Source organism: Vibrio sp. 10N.286.52.C3 (assembly GCF_041468865.1).
Classification (GTDB): domain Bacteria; phylum Pseudomonadota; class Gammaproteobacteria; order Enterobacterales; family Vibrionaceae; genus Vibrio; species Vibrio crassostreae_C.
The window spans coordinates 75,301-96,414 of sequence record NZ_JBFRJM010000005.1 but is presented as its reverse complement, the minus strand read 5'-3'; the positions used below and the strand labels follow the sequence as shown (position 1 = coordinate 96,414).

Annotated in this window: 15 protein-coding genes; 7 read left to right on the top strand and 8 right to left on the bottom strand. The window is 45.7% G+C overall.

The features are described 5' to 3' along the window. Positions 1-66: 66 nt before the first annotated feature. Positions 67-735 (bottom strand): carbonate dehydratase, encoded by a 669-nt coding sequence (gene can, locus AB4138_RS02815; protein WP_017063246.1) that lies wholly within the window; start codon positions 733-735, stop codon positions 67-69. Positions 736-1,021: 286 nt separating this feature from the next. On the opposite strand from can, the gene AB4138_RS02810 reads away from it, so the two are divergent. The 3 genes from AB4138_RS02810 (at position 1,022) to AB4138_RS02800 (ending at position 4,666) form a co-directional block, all read left to right on the top strand. Beyond that, positions 1,022-2,653 (top strand): SulP family inorganic anion transporter, encoded by a 1,632-nt coding sequence (locus AB4138_RS02810; protein ID WP_017063247.1) that lies wholly within the window; start codon positions 1,022-1,024, stop codon positions 2,651-2,653. 323 nt (positions 2,654-2,976) lie between these two features. Beyond that, positions 2,977-3,894: an ABC transporter ATP-binding protein gene (locus AB4138_RS02805; protein ID WP_017059435.1), complete on the top strand. Its 918-nt coding sequence runs from the start codon at positions 2,977-2,979 to the stop codon at positions 3,892-3,894. 1 nt (position 3,895) lies between these two features. Next, positions 3,896-4,666 carry an ABC transporter permease gene (locus tag AB4138_RS02800; RefSeq protein ID WP_010435987.1) on the top strand — a complete coding sequence of 257 codons (771 nt, stop codon included), beginning with the start codon at positions 3,896-3,898 and terminating at the stop codon, positions 4,664-4,666. Positions 4,667-4,751: 85 nt separating this feature from the next. Here AB4138_RS02800 and panC read toward each other — a convergent pair whose 3' ends face one another. The 7 genes from panC to sfsA all read right to left on the bottom strand — a co-directional run bounded on the left by panC (position 4,752) and on the right by sfsA (position 10,890). Further along, positions 4,752-5,642 carry a pantoate--beta-alanine ligase gene (gene panC, locus AB4138_RS02795; RefSeq protein WP_017059434.1) on the bottom strand — a complete coding sequence of 297 codons (891 nt, stop codon included), beginning with the start codon at positions 5,640-5,642 and terminating at the stop codon, positions 4,752-4,754. Between the two features lie 8 nt (positions 5,643-5,650). Continuing rightward, complete coding sequence (gene panB, locus AB4138_RS02790) at positions 5,651-6,445, bottom strand: 3-methyl-2-oxobutanoate hydroxymethyltransferase (protein ID WP_017059433.1); 795 nt, start codon at positions 6,443-6,445, stop codon at positions 5,651-5,653. 22 nt (positions 6,446-6,467) lie between these two features. Further along, positions 6,468-6,953: a 2-amino-4-hydroxy-6-hydroxymethyldihydropteridine diphosphokinase gene (folK, locus tag AB4138_RS02785; protein WP_004735459.1), complete on the bottom strand. Its 486-nt coding sequence runs from the start codon at positions 6,951-6,953 to the stop codon at positions 6,468-6,470. Further along, on the bottom strand, positions 6,950-8,305 hold the full coding sequence (gene pcnB, locus AB4138_RS02780; protein WP_017059432.1) for a polynucleotide adenylyltransferase PcnB: 1,356 nt from the start codon (positions 8,303-8,305) through the stop codon (positions 6,950-6,952). Before pcnB ends, folK begins: the two co-directional genes overlap by 4 nt. A 183-nt stretch (positions 8,306-8,488) precedes the next feature. After that, the gene (gene gluQRS, locus AB4138_RS02775; RefSeq protein ID WP_372304937.1) at positions 8,489-9,364 is read right to left on the bottom strand and encodes a tRNA glutamyl-Q(34) synthetase GluQRS; all 876 of its coding nucleotides are present in this window, start codon (positions 9,362-9,364) and stop codon (positions 8,489-8,491) included. A gap of 218 nt (positions 9,365-9,582) precedes the next feature. Continuing rightward, positions 9,583-10,029 (bottom strand): RNA polymerase-binding protein DksA, encoded by a 447-nt coding sequence (gene dksA / locus AB4138_RS02770; RefSeq protein ID WP_372103175.1) that lies wholly within the window; start codon positions 10,027-10,029, stop codon positions 9,583-9,585. Between the two features lie 135 nt (positions 10,030-10,164). After that, complete coding sequence (sfsA, locus tag AB4138_RS02765) at positions 10,165-10,890, bottom strand: DNA/RNA nuclease SfsA (RefSeq protein WP_048612328.1); 726 nt, start codon at positions 10,888-10,890, stop codon at positions 10,165-10,167. Positions 10,891-10,924: 34 nt separating this feature from the next. Here sfsA and hrpB point away from each other — a divergent pair, with 34 nt between their 5' ends. The 4 genes from hrpB (at position 10,925) to acnB (ending at position 21,052) form a co-directional block, all read left to right on the top strand. Further along, positions 10,925-13,423, top strand: coding sequence for an ATP-dependent helicase HrpB (gene hrpB, locus AB4138_RS02760; protein ID WP_372304933.1), 2,499 nt, complete (start codon positions 10,925-10,927; stop codon positions 13,421-13,423). Then, the gene (gene mrcB / locus AB4138_RS02755; protein WP_017063253.1) at positions 13,420-15,819 is read left to right on the top strand and encodes a penicillin-binding protein 1B; all 2,400 of its coding nucleotides are present in this window, start codon (positions 13,420-13,422) and stop codon (positions 15,817-15,819) included. The genes hrpB and mrcB overlap by 4 nt, the downstream gene beginning before the upstream one ends. A gap of 38 nt (positions 15,820-15,857) precedes the next feature. Next, on the top strand, positions 15,858-18,191 hold the full coding sequence (locus tag AB4138_RS02750) for a patatin-like phospholipase family protein (protein WP_372304929.1): 2,334 nt from the start codon (positions 15,858-15,860) through the stop codon (positions 18,189-18,191). 272 nt (positions 18,192-18,463) lie between these two features. Beyond that, on the top strand, positions 18,464-21,052 hold the full coding sequence (gene acnB, locus AB4138_RS02745; protein ID WP_017072021.1) for a bifunctional aconitate hydratase 2/2-methylisocitrate dehydratase: 2,589 nt from the start codon (positions 18,464-18,466) through the stop codon (positions 21,050-21,052). Positions 21,053-21,114: the final 62 nt, after the last annotated feature.

Below are 21,114 nucleotides of genomic sequence, written 5' to 3'. Positions count from 1 at the left end.
CTAATCCGCGATGAACCATTAAAAAGCCCGCTTGATGCGGGCTTTTTGTATATATGACGGAATGGGTTAGCTTTGTTGACTAAGAAGAGGCGTCGTTAAGATCTTGTTTAATGCATCTAAGTGACTGTTCTCTAAAGTATCGTTACTTGAGCAACGTACGCCAAGGTCCTGTAGCTTGCCATCGCCAATACCATAAACCACACCATGGATTTCAACGTCTTGGCCACGCTCCCACGCATTTTGCATAATGGTTGAGTTACCTAGGTTATAAACCTGTTCTGCGACGTTAATTTCGCATAACTTGTCACCCCATTGCTCACGAGGAAGCCCCTCGATTTGCTTGCGGTATTTTAGGTAATTGTCACGGATGTGCAGTAACCAGTTGTTGATAAGACCAAGTTTAGGGTTATCAATCGCCGCGTTAACACCGCCACAACCGTAGTGACCACAGACAATAATGTGTTTCACTTTAAGCACATCTACTGCGTACTGAACAACAGATAGACAGTTTAGGTCTGTATGAACCACTTGGTTGGCCACGTTTCGGTGAACAAACAGTTCTCCAGAATATAAGCCAGTCAGGCGCTCGGCTGGAACTCGGCTATCTGAACAACCTATCCATAGAAAACCAGGGCTTTGACCCTCTTCAAGCGTTGTAAAATACTCAGGTCTTTCAGAGCGAATTTCTTCAGACCATTTGGAATTGTTCTCAAAAAGCTGTTTTATTTCTGGCATCTTGCTTCTTACATCCCTCAATTAAGATGCTTAACTATACACAATGTTACAAATTCAATCTCGTAAAAACTGCGTCAAAATGTACTCATCTGACGTGTTCTAGTACGGAAAATCATAAACTTAGCCCACTATCAATAATCCGGTTATAAGACATGAATAATGTGATTGAATTAACACTTTCTGAACACTTGATACATTTGCTAAAGTGATAAGGTTTGTCATTTCATCATCAGGAAGGTGTGTTTTGTTTGGAAGTCGTTTTACGGATATCAATCTCAAAGGGGATATGTTTGGCGGTGTAACTACAGCCATCATCTCGTTACCTTTAGCATTGGCATTTGGTGTTGCTTCTGGCGCGGGAGCTGAAGCTGGCTTGTGGGGCGCCATTATGGTTGGCCTATTTGCAGCATTGTTTGGCGGTTCGAGTAGTTTGATTTCTGAACCTACCGGCCCGATGACGGTGATCATGACTGCCGTAATGACGAGTATGGTTGCTAAATATCCTGAAACGGGTATGGCAATGACCTTTACTGTCGTGATGATGGCCGGTGCATTCCAGATATTACTTGGTACGTTAAAGCTAGGAAAATACGTCACTTTGATGCCATATAGCGTGATCTCCGGATTCATGTCGGGCATTGGCGTTATTCTGATTATCTTGCAGCTGTCTCCATTGTTAGGGCATGCCGCTCCATCCGGTGGTGTAATGGGCACGCTCTCTGCTTTACCTGATACGCTAGCAAACTTAAAAGTGAGTGAGCTATTTCTAGGTGCTCTGACACTCGGTATTCTTTTTGGCTTCCCCGCTAAGTATCGTAAGTATGTGCCTGCTCAACTGGTCGCGTTAGTGGCTGTAACGCTCTTGTCCGTCATTATTTTTGATACCGACTCTATTCGCCGTATTGGTGAAATCCCAGCTGGTTTACCTTCCCTCGTTATCCCTACGATCAGCGCTGAACAGTTTACTACTATGGTTATCGATGCCTTGGTGCTTGGTACATTAGGTTGTATTGATACGCTTTTGACCGCGGTTATCGGAGATTCATTGACTCGTAAAGAGCATGACTCAGACAAAGAGCTTCGTGGCCAAGGCATTGCCAATATGATCTCTGGCCTGTTTGGTGCACTACCTGGCGCGGGTGCTACTATGGGGACTGTAACCAATATTCAGGTGGGAGCGCGTTCTCCGCTTTCAGGTGTTATTCGAGCTTTAGTACTTGCGCTCGTGGTATTGGTTGCAGGTGGTTTAACAGAACCGATTCCTATGGCAGTGCTGGCTGGTATCGCGATGTATGTTGGTTTCAATATCCTAGATTGGAGCTTTATCCAGCGCGCGCACAAGGTTAGCTATGCCGGCATGGGCGTGATGTACGGCGTGATGCTATTGACTGTGTTTGTTGACTTGATTATTGCCGTTGGACTGGGTGTGTTTATCTCGAATATTCTGATTATTGAAAGATTAAGCCGAGAGCAAGCCAGACAAGTTAAGGCGATCAGTGATGGTGATGATGAAGACGATATCCCATTGACTGATAGCGAACGTCAGTTACTCGATAGTGCCAATGGTAAGGTGCTATTCTTCTACCTATCAGGGCCGATGATATTCAGCGTTTCAAAGGCGATTTCACGTCAGCACTCAAGTATCTCTGACTATGAAGCGATGATTCTAGACCTGACAGATGTACCTATGATTGATGTCACTGTTGGCCTAGCGCTAGAGAATGCGATTAAAGATGCATTGGATGCGCAGTGTGAGGTGTATCTGCTGTGTCCTAATGAGAATACTCGTCAACAACTAGAGAAGTTCCACGTGATTGACCTAGTACCTGAATCCAACACTTATCGATTCAGATATGAAGCCCTGACGGCAGCAACAAGCTATGTCGACAGAGATGAGCATCAATTTGAGTCAGTTTAATTTTTCAGTAATAAGCTGATATGAATAAGCCATAGACGCTCACTTCAAGACTGATCATTAATGCCGTTAAGTGAATCACTTAGCGGCATTTTTATATTTATTGAACGTTGATTTAGTCTTCACGTAGCCAAGACGCTTATTTGTTTTCGAAAGAAACTCTCACACGATATTTGTATTCATCGTCAATCAACGATAAACTTGTTCGCAAAATGGCCGAGTAAACAAATCTTGGGTTAGCTTTCAGCTAGTTCGTTTTAAGCATTACTCTCTTCCTCAAGCTCGGCCGTCTACATCTTATCTATAGCAAATGGCAGTCTATCTCTATGTATGCATTAGAAATTGAGCAATTAAGAAAAACTTATGCTGGGGGCTTCGAGGCTCTTAAGGGCGTTAGTTTACAAGTAGAAAAAGGCGACTTTTACGCACTACTTGGTCCCAATGGTGCGGGTAAATCAACCACCATTGGTGTTATCTCTTCACTGGTAAATAAAACGTCAGGCAAGGTTAAAGTGTTCGGCTACGACATTGATACCGATCTGGAATTGGCGAAGCAGAACTTAGGCCTTGTGCCTCAAGAGTTTAACTTTAACCCGTTTGAAACCGTTGAACAGATCGTGCTGCAACAAGCGGGTTATTACGGCGTGCCAAAAGCATTAGCGAAAGAGCGAGCGAAAAAGTACCTATCTCAACTCGATCTGTGGGAAAAGCGTGGCGAACGCGCGCGTAACTTGTCTGGTGGTATGAAGCGTCGTTTGATGATCGCGCGTGCATTGATGCATGAACCTCATTTGTTGATCCTTGATGAACCGACAGCAGGCGTTGATATTGAACTACGTCGTTCAATGTGGGAATTCCTAAAAGAGATCAATGAGAAGCAGGGCATTACCATTATCTTGACCACGCACTACCTAGAAGAAGCAGAAATGCTGTGTCGCAACATTGGTATCATCAATCGCGGTGAGCTGATTGAGAACACAACAATGAAAGCGCTGTTGGGCAAATTGAGTGCTGAGACCTTTATTCTGGATCTGGAAGAGGGCACGACTGAACCTAAGCTTGAAGGCGTGAATAGCCAAGTGATGGTCAATGGCTCGCTAGAAATCGAAATCGACAAGAACCTAGGTTTGAATACCATCTTTGCTCAATTGAGCGAGCAACAGGTTAAAGTCCTCTCTATGCGTAACAAAGCAAACCGTCTAGAAGAGCTATTTGTGAGTATCGTCCGTGAGGGGAGTAAATAATATGTACAGCCTATATTGGACCGCTTTCTGCAGTTTGTTGACCAAAGAGATCAATCGCTTTACTCGTATCTGGGTGCAGACTCTGGTGCCGCCAGCGATTACCATGACGCTTTACTTCATCATCTTCGGTAACCTGATTGGTGCGCGTATTGGTGAAATGAACGGCTTTAGCTACATGGAATACATTGTTCCCGGTCTGATCATGATGTCGGTGATCACCAACTCATATTCCAACGTTGCTTCATCGTTCTTTAGTGCCAAGTTCCAGAAGAACATTGAAGAGCTGCTTGTAGCGCCTGTTCCTAACTACGTGATTATCGCCGGCTTCGTAATGGGTGGTGTGGTTCGTGGCTTGTTAGTGGGTACCATAGTAACCTTCGTGTCGTTGTTCTTTGTCGACTTACAAGTTGACCATTGGGGCGTGATCATTGCGACGGTATTTTTAACGTCGGTAGTATTCGCTTTGGGTGGCTTGATTAACGCGGTATTCGCACGCACGTTTGATGATATCTCTATTATCCCAACCTTTATCTTAACGCCGCTGACGTACCTTGGTGGTGTATTCTACTCGATCAGTCTATTGCCTGAATTCTGGCAAGGTGTATCGAAGTTGAACCCTATCGTGTACATGGTTAACGCGTTCAGATATGGCTTCTTGGGTGTGTCTGATGTGGGGATCGTGACGTCGTTTGGCGTACTAGGTGTGTTTATCGTGCTGTTGTATGGCATTGCACACTACCTAGTGACAAAGGGTATTGGCTTACGTAGCTAACCTTTGGTTCATCTAAGTAACAGGTAAAGAAAAAGGTCGATATAACATCGACCTTTTTTTGTTTTGCGTTAAGAGCAGAAGCCGACTATTCAGTCGTTTCTTCTTTCACTTCTTCTTTGGTTTCCGTTACCAAATCGAGAACTTGGTTATCGATAAGACGCGTCTTACCTAGGAAAGCCGACATTAGAATCACTGCTTGAGTTGATTCTGAAGTGATCGCTTGCAGAGTTTTAGCATCACAAATGAAGATTTCGTCAGGTTGAAGATCTGCAGCGCGTAGCTGGTCAGTAGCATCTTCAATCACTGATGCGTAATCATCGCGACCACCACGAATAGCGCTGCTGATCCAGCGCATAGTACGCGCTAAAACGGGCGCTCGTTGGCGCTCGTCAATCGTTAGGTTGCTATTGCGAGAGCTCATTGCCAAACCATCCATTTCACGAACGGTCGCAACGCCGACAACTTCAATGTCTAATGCTAAATCAGTGGTCATCTGGCGAATAACAGCAAGTTGCTGAAAGTCTTTCTCGCCGAAGCATGCAAAGTCTGGCTGAACGATATTAAACAGTTTAGTGACAATGGTTGATACACCACGGAAGTGACCTGGACGAGAGGCACCTTCAAGCATGTGAGATATGCCAGGGACCTCAACAAACGTCTGCTTGTCTAATCCATCTGGGTACATCACCTCTGGCGTTGGTGTAAATACTAGCTCAACCCCTTCACCTGTTAGTTTGCTTAAATCTGCTTCTAACGTTCGAGGGTAGTTGTTTAGGTCGTCTGCACGGTCAAACTGCATTGGGTTTACAAAGATGCTTACCACAACGATGTCGGCCAGTTCACGAGCTTTCTTTACCAGAGTCAGGTGGCCTTCATGCAGGTTTCCCATTGTCGGTACAAAAGCAACCGTACGTCCATCACGCTTAAACTGTTTAATCTGCTCACGAAGAGCCGCTATTTCAGCAAAAGTTTGCATACTTACTCCTAAGCGATTGTATGAGCTTCATCAGGGAAGCGCGCGCTCTCTACTTCTTCTTTGTATAGAGCTACTGCCTTACGCATATCACCTGTTTCTGCTAGGAAGTTCTTAGAGAACTTCGGCATGTAGTTCGCAGAAATACCGAACATGTCATGCATAACCAAGATCTGACCATCGGTAACATTACCTGCGCCGATACCGATAACCGGTACGTCACAAGCTTCTGTAATTCGTTTTGCCAATGAAGCTGGCACACATTCAAGTAGAACGATTTGAGCGCCTGCGTTTTGCAGTGCTAACGCGTCAGCAACCATTTTGTCGGCTTGCTCGTCGTCACGACCTTGAATCTTGTAACCACCAAAAATGTTCACAGACTGGGGCGTCAAGCCTAAGTGTGCACATACTGGTACTGCACGTTCTGTTAGCATCTTCACAGTATCAACCAACCAGCTTCCGCCTTCGATTTTTACCATGTTCGCACCAGCACGCATCAAAGTCGCTGCGCTCTCACAAGCTTGTTCTGGCGTCGCGTAGCTCATGAAAGGCATGTCAGCCATAAGAAGACAATTTGGGCTACCAGCACGCACTGAGCGAGTATGGTAAGCAATGTCTTCAACGGTTACTGGTAATGTATCGTTATGGCCTTGTAAAACCATACCCAGTGAATCACCGACAAGCAGAACTGGCATTTCTTGGCTTTCGAATAATTGAGCAAAGCTCGCATCATAAGCTGTCGAAGTCGCAAATTTACGGCCTTCACGTTTGCATTTGATCAGGTCGTTAATGGTTACTTTTTTCATTGGTTTTCCTTAATGCGCTTGGCTATTGTTGCCAAACATTGAGCCCGTTCTTATCTACTATTTTCAGTAGTTCTGTCAGCTCAGTCCCATCAGGGAGTTGTAAACTTGGTGCGATTTCAGCAAGCGGGTAGAGTACAAACTCTCGTTCTTTCATTCCATAATGAGGAACGATTAAGCGCTCTGAATCGATCACCTCATTGCCGTATAGCACAATGTCGAGATCCAAGGTTCTTGGTCCCCAACGTTCGTCTTTACGGACGCGCCCTTGCTCTAGTTCGATCTTTTGAGTGCAATCAAGCAGTTCAATTGGCGTTAATTCGGTTTGGATAGCGACTACCGCGTTGATGTAGTCTGGTTGATTTTGCGGTCCCATTGGAGTGCTACTATATAGCTGAGAGGTCGCAATAAACGTTGATCGCGGTAGGCTTTTTAGCGTTTCGATAGCCAAATTTGCTTGGCTAACTGGGTCGGCAAGGTTGCTGCCGACCGCAATGTAAGCAGTTATCATTCTGATTGCTTACTCTTTTTGTTTCGGTAAGTCTTACGGCGACGATGGCCTGACTTTGATGGTGCTGCAACGTCGTTAGCCATTGCTTGACGCATGTTACGACCTGCAGTCTGATAACGCTCCCACCATTTTGCTAACTCTTTGGTTTCGCCACCTTCAATCTCACCACGCATTTCTAGGAAATCGTAGCCTGCACGGAATTTGTTTAATTCCATTAGACGAACAGCGCGTTTACCGTTGCGACGAGGCAGTCGAAGTTGCAGTTGCCAAACTTCGCGAATGGTTGCTGTGTGACGACGAGGAATAGCAATAGACTTTACTTGCTGATCTAGAATGATGTTACTCGCTTCCATGATCGCATCGTAGTGTGCCATACCCTGTTCAGCGACAAGTTTGTCTGCCAGCTTGTTCATTGGGTACCAAAGCATCGCTGCGAACATGAATGCTGGGTTTACTCGCTTACCATCTTCGATGCGAAGGTCGGTTGAATCGAGAACCAAATCAAGCATCTGCTCTGTGTGTGAGTCGTAATCTTCGGTGAAGTGCTCCGCTACCGCTGGGAACATCTGTTGGAATAGATTGTACTCGCGCATCAAGTGGTAGGTTTCTAAACCGTGACCTGATTGCAGTAATTTCAGAGACTCTTCGTAAAGGCGCGCTGCTGGGATATCTCTTAGAAGGTGAGCTAACTCTTCAATCGGGTCAGCCGTGTCTTCTTCGATGTCGAAATCCAGTTTAGCGGCGAAGCGCATTGCACGTAGCATACGCACTGGGTCTTCGCGGTAACGCGTTTCTGGATCGCCAATCAGGCGGATCAGTTTATCTTCTAAATCTTCTACACCACCCGCGTAATCGTGGATGCTGTAGTCTGCAATGTTGTAGTACATCGCGTTGATTGTGAAATCACGACGCTCTGCATCTTCATCAACACTGCCGTACACGTTATCGCGCAGCAGCATGCCTTCTTTCGATTGTGCAGAAACGTTTTTTGATGGTTCTTGGTGGTGACCACGGAAAGTTGCCACTTCAATGATGTCACGACCAAACATGATATGTGCCAAGCGGAAACGGCGACCGATAAGGCGACAGTTTCTGAAGAGGTGTTTGATCTGCTCTGGCGTTGCGTTGGTCGCAATATCAAAATCTTTTGGCTGAGAGCCTAATAAGATATCGCGCACACCACCACCGACTAGAAATGCGTCAAAACCCGCACCATTCAGGCGATATAGCACTTTTAGTGCGTTGTCGCTGATCTGCTTGCGTGAAATATTGTGCTCTTGACGAGTATAAATATTCAGAGCTAATTCGTGGAATCCGCGTTGTTCGCTTGGGGTATTGTCGTTTGTATTCATTAGTTTAGAACAAAGTAGGTATCGCCAACTTTGTTTTTCTCTTAGTCCAAAGTGGTAGTGCAGAGTTTAATTGCGGCTAATAATAGCTTAGCGCGAGCCATTTGAGAACATCGTCTGCTTAACCACATTGGTTGGTTATGGCATTTTTATGTGTCGTTTTTGCTATTTGCCGTGAGTTTCGAGCTAATTACAGTGCTCTTTTTGTAAACTATCAGGTAACTGACTGACGTTCCATTGCTGGCAGCCCCACAATAAAATCTCATCCATTGAAGCCTCACAAAGAGCCGTCGGGATATCAAAACCTAAGAATCGCATCGCGTTGAGTAACGTTGGTTTTGGGTTGTCGAGATCTATCGCGGTGGCATGGTTCTGTTTTGACAGTTTATTCCCCAAGCCATCGGTTGCCAATGGTAAGTGCAAGTAGCTCACTGTTTTTTGCTTGAGCGTCTTATACAAACTGATTTGTCGACCGGTGGGTTCTATCAGATCTGCGCCTCTTACGACTTCTGTTACTCCTTGTTCGATGTCATCAAGGACAACGGCCAAGTTATAGGCAAACAATCCATCTCTGCGTTTAATAATAAAATCTTCTACAGCTAGTGCTTTAGGGATTTGAATGGTGCCGTGGCGAACATCATCAAAGGACTCTACTGGAAAGTCCATGCACAAGCGCACCGCCTGTTCACCTGAATCGATTAGGCCTACATCTCGACAGTGACCATTGTAAAAGCCGCCCAAAGCCTTTATCTGCTTGCGGGTGCATTGGCAGTAGAAGGCTTGATTGTCAGCAACCCATTGATCGATTTGAGCTTGATACAAGTCATGACGTTGGCTTTGATAGACGACTTCACCATCCCAAAATAGATGGTAAGCCTCAAGCGTCTTAAGAATGAGGTCTGCAGCGCCGGCCATTTCTCTTGGCGGGTCGAGGTCTTCCATACGAACTAACCATTTTCCTTGGTTAGATTTCGCTTGAAAGTAGCTACCAAGAGCAGCAACAAGTGAGCCAAAATGAAGAGGACCTGACGGTGATGGTGCAAAGCGCCCGATATAATTCATGAGTGAACAACCTAATCTAAATGGTACCGCAGTAGCCGATTCTTAAGACGTTTGACAAGAGCTTTAATGCCTAGAACTAAGCTTCAATCTATAGAACAAGGTTTGATGTATAGAACTAAGGCTTAAAGCTGCTATTTACTATCAAGCGTGTGAAATACTTCGCTTGGATAACAAACAAAAAAGGGAGCCAAGGCTCCCTTTCTTTACATCTGCAAGAATTAACCTTGCATCTGTTTTTCTTTGATCTCTGCAAGTGTTTTACAGTCAATACAAAGATCAGCAGTTGGACGAGCTTCAAGGCGACGAATGCCAATCTCGATACCGCAAGAATCACAGAAGCCGAAATCGTCTTCTTCGATCTTGTCTAATGTCTTCTCAATTTTTTTGATAAGACGACGCTCACGGTCACGGTTACGTAACTCTAGGCTGAATTCTTCTTCTTGAGAAGCACGGTCAACTGGGTCTGGGAAATTCGCTGCTTCGTCCTGCATGTGGTGCACAGTACGATCAACTTCTTCCCTGAGCTGGTTGCGCCAAGCTGATAAAATTTTTGTAAAATGTTCCGTTTGCTCAGGTGACATGTACTCTTCACCTGGCTTCTCTTGGTACGGTTCAACACCTGCGATGGCTAGGATGCCTAGCGCTTTTTTCTTAGATTCTGGCATACAGCATCTCCTATTTACACCTAGTCAACTGCAAAGCAGCTAATTTTAAGGCGGGTATCTATAGCAGAAAGAACGAATGGTGGCAAATACTCTTATTCAAACTTGCAATCAATGTGATTAGTTCAGCATCTTTGCTTAGCTATTGATAAATTCAACAGCTTGTTTTAGTTGTATTTGAGTACTGCTGAGCTCTGCTTTATAGCAAAGCACTTCAACTCCAGCGTCTTGTGCTTGTTTTAGTAATAACGAATATTTGGCGTCTATATGGTGTGCCGCAGACACTTTTTCAATACCTGAATGTAAAACAGTGAATAAAAGTACGGCTCTATTTCCAGATTCGACCATTTCTGTGAGTTCACGCAGATGTTTTTGGCCTCTGGTTGTGACCGCATCAGGGAAAAAACCTTGCCCTTTAGTTGACGTTTCTAGCTCGTCGAGCAAAGTGACGCTTTTCACTTCGATATAGCAAGGCGGCTTTTCGTTATCTTCAAGCAGAATATCAATGCGACTATTCTCGCTGCCATATTTCACTTCGGTTCGTAACGCGTTATAACCTAAGAGTTCAACTATAGTCCCATTTTCAATTGCTTCCACCGCTAGCTGGTTTGCCCGCGCAGTATTTACACAAATACGATGACCTTTGTCTGTTTCTGAGATCTCCCAGCTGTTTGGGTACTTTCTTTTTGCATTATCGGAGGTTGAGTACCACACCGTATTGCCAGGAGTCGCACATCCTGTCATTGCTCCAGTGTTAGCGCAGTGAATAGTGCGTTCGCTGCCGTCAGGAAGTTGGATGTCAGTGAGAAAGCGTTTATAGCGTTTAATAAGAGTCGCTGGCTCTAATGGCGGATTGAAGTGCATATTACTTATTTAGACAGGTAGGTTTTTATGTACAATGTTGCCAACATTACACCACAAGGTTCTCCCATTGCCACAACTGCCCATAGAAGCTGTGATGCCAGATCTGCTCGCTGGCGTAGAAACACACACTCAACTTATTCTAAAGGCCGCTCCCGGTGCGGGTAAGTCAACATTCTTCCCTTTACAGTTAGTTAAGACCAACGCCGTTCAAGGCAAAATCATCATGCTTGAACCGAGGCGTTTAGCGGCAAGGAATATTGCCACTTACTTAGCGAGCCAATTGGGAGAAAAGGTGGGAGAGAGCATTGGCTTTAGAGTTCGTGGTGAATCTAAAATCAGCAGTACGACTCGCTTAGAGATTGTTACTGAAGGGATCATGACAAGAATGATCCAAACCGACCCTGAATTGACAGGGGTTGATATGGTGATCTTTGATGAATTTCATGAGCGCAGCATTCACGCAGATACCGCATTGGCTTTTAGCTTAGAGATCCAAGACGCGCTGCGTGACGATCTGAAAGTGGTTGTGATGTCGGCAACCTTAGATCAACAAGCGCTACAAACTTTGCTACCGGATGCCAAATACGTTGAATCACAAGGTCGCACCTTTCCGGTCGATTTCCGTTATCAGCCTCTTAGTGCAAATGAATATCTAGCCCCTAAAATGGCTAACGTGATTCGTTCGCTGATGGAGAAAGAGTTAGGCTCACTTCTGGCCTTTTTACCGGGCGTTTCTGCGATTAAACAGGTGGAATCTCAACTAGAACAATTCGCCAATGATATCGATGTGTGTCCTCTGTATGGGCAACTCAGCTTTTCTCAACAGCAGAAAGCGATCGCGCCATCAGAGAAAGGGCGTCGAAAGGTGGTGTTAGCGACCAATATTGCTGAGACTTCTTTGACGATTGAAGGCATTCGATTGGTGGTTGATTCCGGGCTTGAACGTGTGGCGAAGTTCGATCTGAAAACCGGTATTACTAAGCTTGAGCAAGTTAAGATCTCGCAATCTTCTGCTGAACAACGAGCAGGTCGTGCGGGACGAATTGAAGAGGGCTTGTGCGTTCGTTTGTACAGCGAAACGCAGCTGATGCAGCAACCAGCTATACCAGAACCTGAAATTCTTCATTCTGATTTGTCTTCGCTGGTGTCTGAATTGACGCAATGGGGCGCTGCGAGTGCTGATGAACTGCAATGGTTAGACGTTCCACCCAAAGCTTCTATCGGGCAAGCCAAGCAACTCTTACAGACTCTTGAATTGTTAGACGATAATGGTCAATTTACGGCATTAGGAAAACAGGTCCAACGTTTAGGTCTAGAGCCTCGTATTGCCAGCATGTTGGTTAAAGCGCAGCAAGGTAGTCCTGCTCTGTTGAATGTCGCGATTGTTGCTGCTGCTTTGCTGGAAGAGCCGGAGCGCAATGTGACGGATATTCAACACTCTTTGCATCGACTTAAGCAAAGAAAACATTCCAAAAATAGCGTTGTGCTGCAGCGAGCGAAAAGTCTCGCGAGCAAACTCAATCATCACTTAGATTTGTCACAAGCTGACGAATCATTGCTACCATTAGTGCTTTGTTTTGCCTTCCCAGACCGGATTGCACAAGTGAGAAGCGCGACCAGCAGTGCTTTCCTTTTGGCGAATGGCCACGGTGCTGAGGTTCGTGATGATGATCCACTGGCGAACAATAACTATATCGTAGTGATTGATTTGATGCGCAGCACAGGGCGAGCCAGTCAGATTTTCTTAGCCACCGCGGTTGATATCGCACAGTTAGAAGCTGAATTTCCAAAACTGTTTGTGCGTTCCGATTACGCCGATTGGGATGAGAAACGTGGCCGTTTAGTTGCTGAGCAGCGTGTATCTCTGGGCAAGTTGATTATCAGCACCAAAGCTTTACCTGATCCCGATGCGAATCAGGCGAGCCAAGCGCTGCTCAATTATGTCGCTCGATGCGGGCTGGATCGCTTAAATTGGACAGCTTCGGCTAAGCAGTTGGTTGAGCGTGTGCGCTGTGCAGCACTTTGGATGCCTGAGCATGATTGGCCAGCGATGGACGATGCGAGTTTGATTGAACACCTTGATGAGTGGCTATCTCCCTATCTGAATGGCATTAAGTCGGCAAAAGGGCTGGCTAGTGTTTCGATTGAGCAAGCATTGTCGGCTTATCTTGGCTGGCCTTTGAATCAAGAAATCGACCAATGGCTGCCAACACACTATCTGATGCCAACAGGCAGCAAGAAGGCCATTCGTTATCAATATCAATCTGAACCAGTGATCTCAGTGCGAATGCAGGAAGTCTTTGGCGAACAAGACTCGCCATTGATCGCGCAAGGGCGTAAAAAAGTAGTGCTTGAGCTACTTTCTCCAGCACAGCGACCACTGCAAATTACTCAAGATTTAGCCGGCTTTTGGGCTGGTGCGTACAAAGAAGTACAAAAAGAGATGAAAGGCCGTTACCCAAAACATCCTTGGCCGGATGACCCTGCTAACCATGTAGCAACCACTAAAACCAAACGACAGTTGAATCGATGATGACCAAAATGTTAACGCCAAAAAAGGCACCACCTAAAAAAGCGCCAGCAAAGAAGTCACCAGCGACCAAAGCCAAGCCAAGAAAACCAAGAGCGGCTGCGAAAAAGACCAAACCTAAGGCTAAGAAATCTGGCAAAAGAGGTTGGTTGAAGATCCTATGGGGCATTTCTTGGAAAGCGGGCTTAGCGCTTGCGGCATTGCTGTTGTTCGTCGGTATTTATCTTGATTCTGTGGTCAAACAGCGCTTTGAAGGTCAGCTGTTTGATTTGCCAACCGTGGTTTATGCGCGAGTGCTAGACCTGTCTCCGGGAACTCCGGTGAGTTTGGTTCAGGTTAAGAATGAGCTCGATGTACTTAATTACCGTAAGGTGAACGCGCCTCGTCACCCAGGCGAATACTCTTCTTCTTCGACCAAGATTGAAATGATTCGTCGTCCGTTCGAGTTTGTTGATGGACCGGAAGCGGATCGTCATGTGATGCTGCACTTCAATGGTAACGAATTAACTCGCATTCAGTCGCTGGAGAAGAAAGGCGACATGGGCTACCTGCGTGTTGAACCGAAAATGCTTGGCATGCTTGAGAAAAGTAACGATGAGCAGCGCCTGTTCTTAAAACGCAATCAGTTCCCAGAAGTGATGGTTGATGCCTTACTGGCAACCGAAGACCGAAACTTCTATCAACACGATGGTGTGTCGCCACTGGCCATCGCTCGTGCAATGGTCGTTAACGTCAAAGCTGGGCGAACGGTACAAGGTGGTAGTACGCTGACACAACAGTTGGCAAAAAACCTGTTCCTGTCCAGTGAACGTACATTGTGGCGTAAGGTTCGTGAAGCCTACATTGCACTTATCTTAGACCATCGTTACAGCAAAGACCGTATCCTAGAGGCTTACTTAAATGAGGTTTATCTTGGACAAAATGGTGGGCAAGCGATTCATGGCTTCGGTTTAGCGTCTCGTTTGTATTTTGGTCAACCTATTCAAGAGCTGCGCATCGATCAGCTAGCACTGCTGGTGGGTATGGTGAAAGGACCGTCGTATTACAATCCGGTTCGCTATCCTGAGCGTGCTAAGACTCGACGCGATCTGGTTCTTCGCTTATTGATGCAACAAGACATCTTAACTCCGCGACAATACGAAGAGGCGGCGAGTCGTGATTTGGATATTCAAGACAACCCACGCATTGCTAGCCGTCAGCCCGCTTATTTCCAACAAGTAAACATTGAGCTTAAGAAGTATGTCGGCGATCGATTTGAGGCGAAAAAAGGGATTCGAGTCTTTACCTCTCTGGATCCGGTATCTCAAGACAAGTTAGAGAAGTCGATTGCTCGTAAGGTGCCTGATTTATCGAAAACCGCAGGTAATAAGCTGGAAGCAGCAGCTATTGCCGTGGATAGAAATACCGGTGAAATCCGGGCGATGGTCGGTGGTAAGCGTACTGGCTACGATGGCTTTAACCGTGCCTTGAACGCGAGTCGCCCAATTGGTTCTTTGGTCAAGCCTGCAATTTACTTAACCGCACTAGAGCAGCCTCAGAAGTACACGTTGGCGACAACATTGAAAGACACGCCACTGAGCTTGAAAGGCAGTAAAGGTAGCGTGTGGAGCCCGAGAAACTTCGATCGTAAGTTCCGTGGCGATGTGCCTTTGTATGTGGCGCTTTCTAAGTCTTACAACGTACCTACTGTTCGTTTAGGCATGCAATTAGGCATTGATAGTGTCTCGGATACGATTGGAAAACTGGGGGTCGATAAAAATGAGATTCGCCCAGTGCCGTCGATGTTTTTGGGTTCGTTCTCACTGACTCCGTTCCAAGTTGCGCAGATGTATCAAACCATTACCAATTCTGGGCGTATAGCACCTTTGTCTGCGCTTCGCTCAGTTGTTGATAACGATGGCGAGGTTCTGTATCAGTCGATCCCTCGTGTATCACAAAGCGTTGACCAGCAAGCCGCTTGGCTTACAACCTATGCAATGAAACGTGGCGTGTCGGAAGGCACGGGCCGTTTCCTACAAGGTCAGTTTGCATGGGCAGGGTTAGCTGGTAAAACTGGCACTAGTAATGACAGCCGAGACAGTTGGTTCGTGGGCGTAGATGGCCGTGAAGTGACGACCATCTGGCTAGGACGTGATGATAATAAGCCGACTAAGCTTACTGGTTCGAGTGGTGCGTTACGTGTTTATGCCGATTATCTCAAACAGAGAACACCCGAGCAGTTATTACTGCCTTGGCCGACAGGAATTGTCACCGCTAACTTTACTCGAACTTCTGAAGGGGCTTTAGAGTTTGATTGTGATGGTGCAGTTAAACTGCCACTTTGGGATGAGGGTGGAAACATTAAAAAGGGCTGTGAAAGTCAACCAAAACAGTGGCTAAAGAAGCTTTTTCAGTGGTAAAGTCGTAACAAGAAAGAATGACAAGGACAGTTAAAATAATGATTTCTCGTTGGTTAGTGAGTGGCTTAGGTGTTGTCGGTACTGTGATCAGTTTTCAGCTGTTTGCATCCACCGCGACACAGGTTGATCAATCTCAGCAGGCTGAACAAGCTCATAAAAGACCAACCGTTGCTGTCGTTCTTGCTGGTGGCGGGGCAAAAGGTGCAGCTCACATTGGTGTGCTTAAAGCTCTAGAAGAGATGCAAATCCCGGTTGATTACATTACCGGTACCAGTATGGGCTCATACGTTGGTGGTCTTTATGCGACAGGGATGAGCGCAGACGAGATCGAGAGCTTTATTTATACGGTTGATTGGAATCGCGGTTATCGTGATCGCGTTAACCGTAGTGATCGCCGCGTACGTGACAAAGAATATGAAGACCGCTACCAACTGAACACCGATCTCGGCTTAGGTTGGGGCGAAATCAAAGCAAGGAAAGGGGTGGTGCAAGGCCAGAATATGTTGCGTATTCTGCGTGAGACCACGGGTAATCTATCCTCATTCGATTCTTTCGACCATCTTGCTATCCCATACCGTTCAGTCGCAACTGACATTATCGAACTTGAAGAGGTGGTCATCGATCATGGCCACCTTGTTGATGCCATGATGGCGAGTATGTCAGTTCCCGGCGCGCTTCCCCCTTATGACCTCGATGGTCGAATGCTGGTTGATGGTGGTGTCACCAATAACATGCCCGTCGACGTAGCCAGAGCGATGGGTGCAGACATCGTCATTGCGGTGGATATCAGTACCAACTACAAAGGCAAAGATGATTTCACGAATTTTCTAGCCGCAGCTGACCAACTCTCTAATTATCTTGTTCAACGCAGCACCCAAGAGCAAGCTGAAACTTTAACAGACGATGATGTCTTCCTGCGCCCAGATGTTGGGGAAATGGAGACGACAGAATTTGATAAAATGCCATCGGCTTTCCTCGCGGGCTATGAAGCTGCTAAGCAGCATACTGATGAACTTTCTAAGCTATCGCTCTCAAATGCCGATTATCAGCATTATATCGAGGACAAACAAAAAGCGCGCAGACAGCTAAAACACGGCGATAAGACCGTCGTTGACCGAGTTGTTATCAATAACAATACCCACTATTCCGATAAGCTGATCGAAAACCGTTTAAACCTTGATTCAGGTGAGATTCTGAAGACCAGTGAAATTGAATCTAAAGTACAAGACCTCTATGCGCTAGATAGATTCGAGTTGGTGACTTATGAATTTGACAACGTTGACGGTGAAGATCAACTTCAAGTCGATGTGAACGAAAAGTCTTGGGGCCCAAACTACCTCAACTTTCGATTCTTTCTTGAAGATGATTTCTCTACTACCAGTCAGTACTCGATCGGTGTCTCAGCTAACTTTACCGATATTAATAAGCATGGTGCAGAGCTAAGAACTAACGTCGAGATGGGTACTGACAAACGAATTGAAGCGGAACTTTACTCGCCCTTCTTTTCGAGTCAAAAACTGTTCACTTCTGCATCGATTGTTTACAGTAAGGAAAACAGAAACTTGCCAGTGGTTGAGGGGGAGGTTGGAGAGCCGACATTAGATGCGACTATAGACTATGTTCCACTGACTTATAGTCAATATGTTAGTGAATTGGCTTTAGGCTATCAGCCTACCTTGTGGCAAGAACTGAAATTTGGTGCTCGTTATACTGATGGGGATTTTGAGGTTTCTTCGATACCATCTTTTGGTAACGGAGCGTATGCACGTATAGGTGCGTTTATTAGTTATCGACTCGATACTTTAGATAATTTTAGTTTGCCAACGGAAGGTTACTTTGTTGATCTTGAGTACCTTGTTTCTCATGATGATTTTGAGGACAACACGTCTGGAGATAGCCCGGAGCTAGCGGCTGAAAGCGATACTGTTTACGAATTTTCGGCTAATTTCATGGCTGCAAAAAGTTATGAACGACATACTTTAGTCGGAAAGGTTGATTACGGCATTGTAGAGAGCAAAAATTCGATTTTCCCTATTGATCCTAAAGAGCTTGGTGGCTTCTTAAACCTGTCAGGTATTCCAAGGAACAGTATGATTGGTCAGAACTTGGCTTATACCAGTCTTACTTATCGTTATAAGTGGTTTGAAAATGACTTCGGACTCTTTGAATCACCATTCTACGTGGGCGCATCCATTGAACATGGTGGTGTCTGGTCGAACAATGATTTAAGGCTTGATGAAGCGCCAATGTACACCGCGGGTTCTGTTTTCGCGGGTGTTGATTCACCAATCGGGCCGATCATTTTAGCTTATGGCCGAACCGAAGATAATTTCGATTCGGTGTATCTGATTGTAGGTACGTCCTACAAATAATCATGCGCAGAGTCGCCATTTAAGTGCGTAATTAGGCAAAAATAGTGGGACTTTCGTCTTAACTTGCTATGTTGGTCAAAATGATAAGATTTTAATTTAACGTTAAATTTGCTATTCTACCGCCCACAGTTTGGCCTCTATGACGCCGCTCATCAATACAAATTGAATGACAAAAATGGCAATGGAGAGCCAAGTTTCCAAGGATGTTCACTTCTTTATTTTACTAACAATTATGAAGGGAAGAAGTGAACCGCAATGAGAGGAAAAAAGTCGTGCTTGAAGCCTACCGTAAACACGTCGAAGAACGTGCTGCCGAAGGAGTTGTTCCAAAACCACTAGATGCTGAGCAGGTAGCTGGCCTAGTTGAACTTCTGAAGAATCCACCTCAAGGTGAAGAAGAAATCATTCTTGACCTACTAGAAAATCGCATTCCACCGGGTGTAGATGAAGCTGCTTACGTAAAAGCTGGCTTCCTTACGGCTATCACTAAAGGTGAAGTAGCTTCGCCACTAGTAAGCAAAGCAAAAGCTGCAGAACTGCTTGGTACCATGCAAGGCGGTTACAACATCGAATCTCTAGTATCTCTACTAGACGATGCTGAGCTTGCTCCAATCGCTGTTAAAGCGCTATCTCATACTCTACTGATGTTCGATGCGTTCTATGACGTAGAAGAGAAAGCGAAAGCTGGCAATGCTGCTGCACAACAAGTACTTCAATCTTGGGCTGATGCTGAATGGTTTACAGCGAAAGATAAAGTAGCAGAAAAAATCACAGTAAAAGTATTTAAAGTCACTGGTGAAACGAACACCGATGACCTATCTCCAGCGCCTGATGCATGGTCACGTCCTGACATCCCAGTACACGCGAAAGCGATGCTGAAGATGGAACGTGATGGCATTACTCCTGATGAACAGGGTAGCGTTGGTCCAATCAAACAAATTGAAGAAATGCAAAAAGATGGCATTCCACTGGCTTACGTTGGTGATGTTGTTGGTACAGGTTCTTCACGTAAATCGGCAACAAACTCAGTACTTTGGTTCATGGGTGAAGATATCCCATTCGTACCAAACAAGCGTACTGGCGGTGTTTGTCTTGGTGGTAAAATTGCACCAATCTTCTACAACACAATGGAAGATTCAGGCGCACTACCCATTGAACTGAACGTACAAGACATGAACATGGGCGATATCATTGATATCTACCCGTACGAAGGTGTTGTTCACAAGAACGGTTCTGTGATTTCAAACTTTGAGCTAAGCAAAGTACTTCTTGATGAAGTGCGTGCTGGTGGCCGTATTCCACTGATCATCGGTCGTGGTCTAACGGGTCGTGCTCGTGACGCTCTAGGTCTAGCTGAAACGGATCTGTTTGCTAAACCAATCGATCCATCTGCATCTGATAAAGGCTACACGCTAGCTCAGAAGATGGTTGGTAAAGCATGTGGCGTTGAAGGTGTTCGTGCTGGTCAGTACTGTGAACCTAAAATGACGACAGTCGGTTCTCAAGATACGACCGGTCCTATGACTCGTGATGAGCTTAAAGATCTGGCGTGTCTTGGTTTCTCTGCAGACCTTGTAATGCAGTCTTTCTGTCACACATCGGCATACCCTAAACCAGTCGATGTAAACACTCACCATACGCTACCTGATTTCATCATGAATCGTGCGGGTGTTTCACTTCGTCCGGGTGATGGCGTTATCCACTCATGGCTAAACCGTATGCTTCTTCCTGATACTGTAGGTACAGGTGGTGACTCGCATACTCGTTTCCCTCTAGGTATTTCATTCCCTGCGGGTTCTGGCTTGGTAGCATTTGCTGCAGCAACAGGCGTTATGCCTCTTGATATGCCTGAATCTATCTTGGTTCGCTTTAAAGGTGAAATGCAACCGGGTATCACGCTACGTGACCTAGTACATGCCATTCCTCTTTACGGCATCAAGCAAGGCCTACTAACGGTAGAGAAAGCCGGTAAGATCAACGAATTCTCTGGTCGTGTACTAGAAATTGAAGGTGTTGAGCACTTATCTGTTGAGCAAGCATTTGAGCTTTCTGATGCATCTGCTGAGCGTTCTGCTGCAGGTTGTACCGTTAAGCTTTCTGAAGAGTCTATCTCTGAGTACTTGAACTCGAACATCGTGATGCTGAAGTGGATGATCGCTGAAGGTTACGGTGATGTTCGTACGATTGAGCGTCGTATTACAGCAATGGAAGAGTGGCTAGAGAACCCTGAGTTGCTATCTGCTGATTCAGATGCGGAATACGCGCACGTTATCGAGATTGATCTTGCTGACATCGATCAACCAATCCTATGTGCACCAAACGATCCAGATGATGCTCGTCTTCTTTCGGACGTTCAAGGTACTGAGATTCAAGAAGTGTTCATCGGTTCTTGTATGACGAACATCGGTCACTTTCGTGCTGCAGGTAAGATGCTAGAAGAGTTTAACGGCTCGCTAAATACTCGCCTATGGGTGGCTCCGCCAACGAAGATGGATAAAGACCAACTGACAGAAGAAGGCTACTACGGCATCTTCGGTCGTGCTGGGGTACGTATCGAAACTCCTGGCTGTTCACTATGTATGGGTAACCAAGCTCGTGTTGCTGATGCTTCGACGGTTATGTCGACGTCAACGCGTAACTTCCCGAACCGCTTAGGTAATGGCGCGAACGTTTATCTGGCTTCTGCTGAGCTTTCTGCTGTTGGCGCGATTCTAGGTCGCATCCCAACGAAAGAAGAGTACTTAGAGTACGCTGAGAAGATTAATGCAACGGCTGCTGATACATACCGTTACCTGAACTTCCATAAAATGGGTCAGTACACGGAAAAAGCAGACACGGTTATCTTCCAAGAGCCTGCGTAACGTCTGATTTTGTTGTAAATATAATTAAGGCCGCTGTGAATAGCGGCCTTAATTGCTTTTAG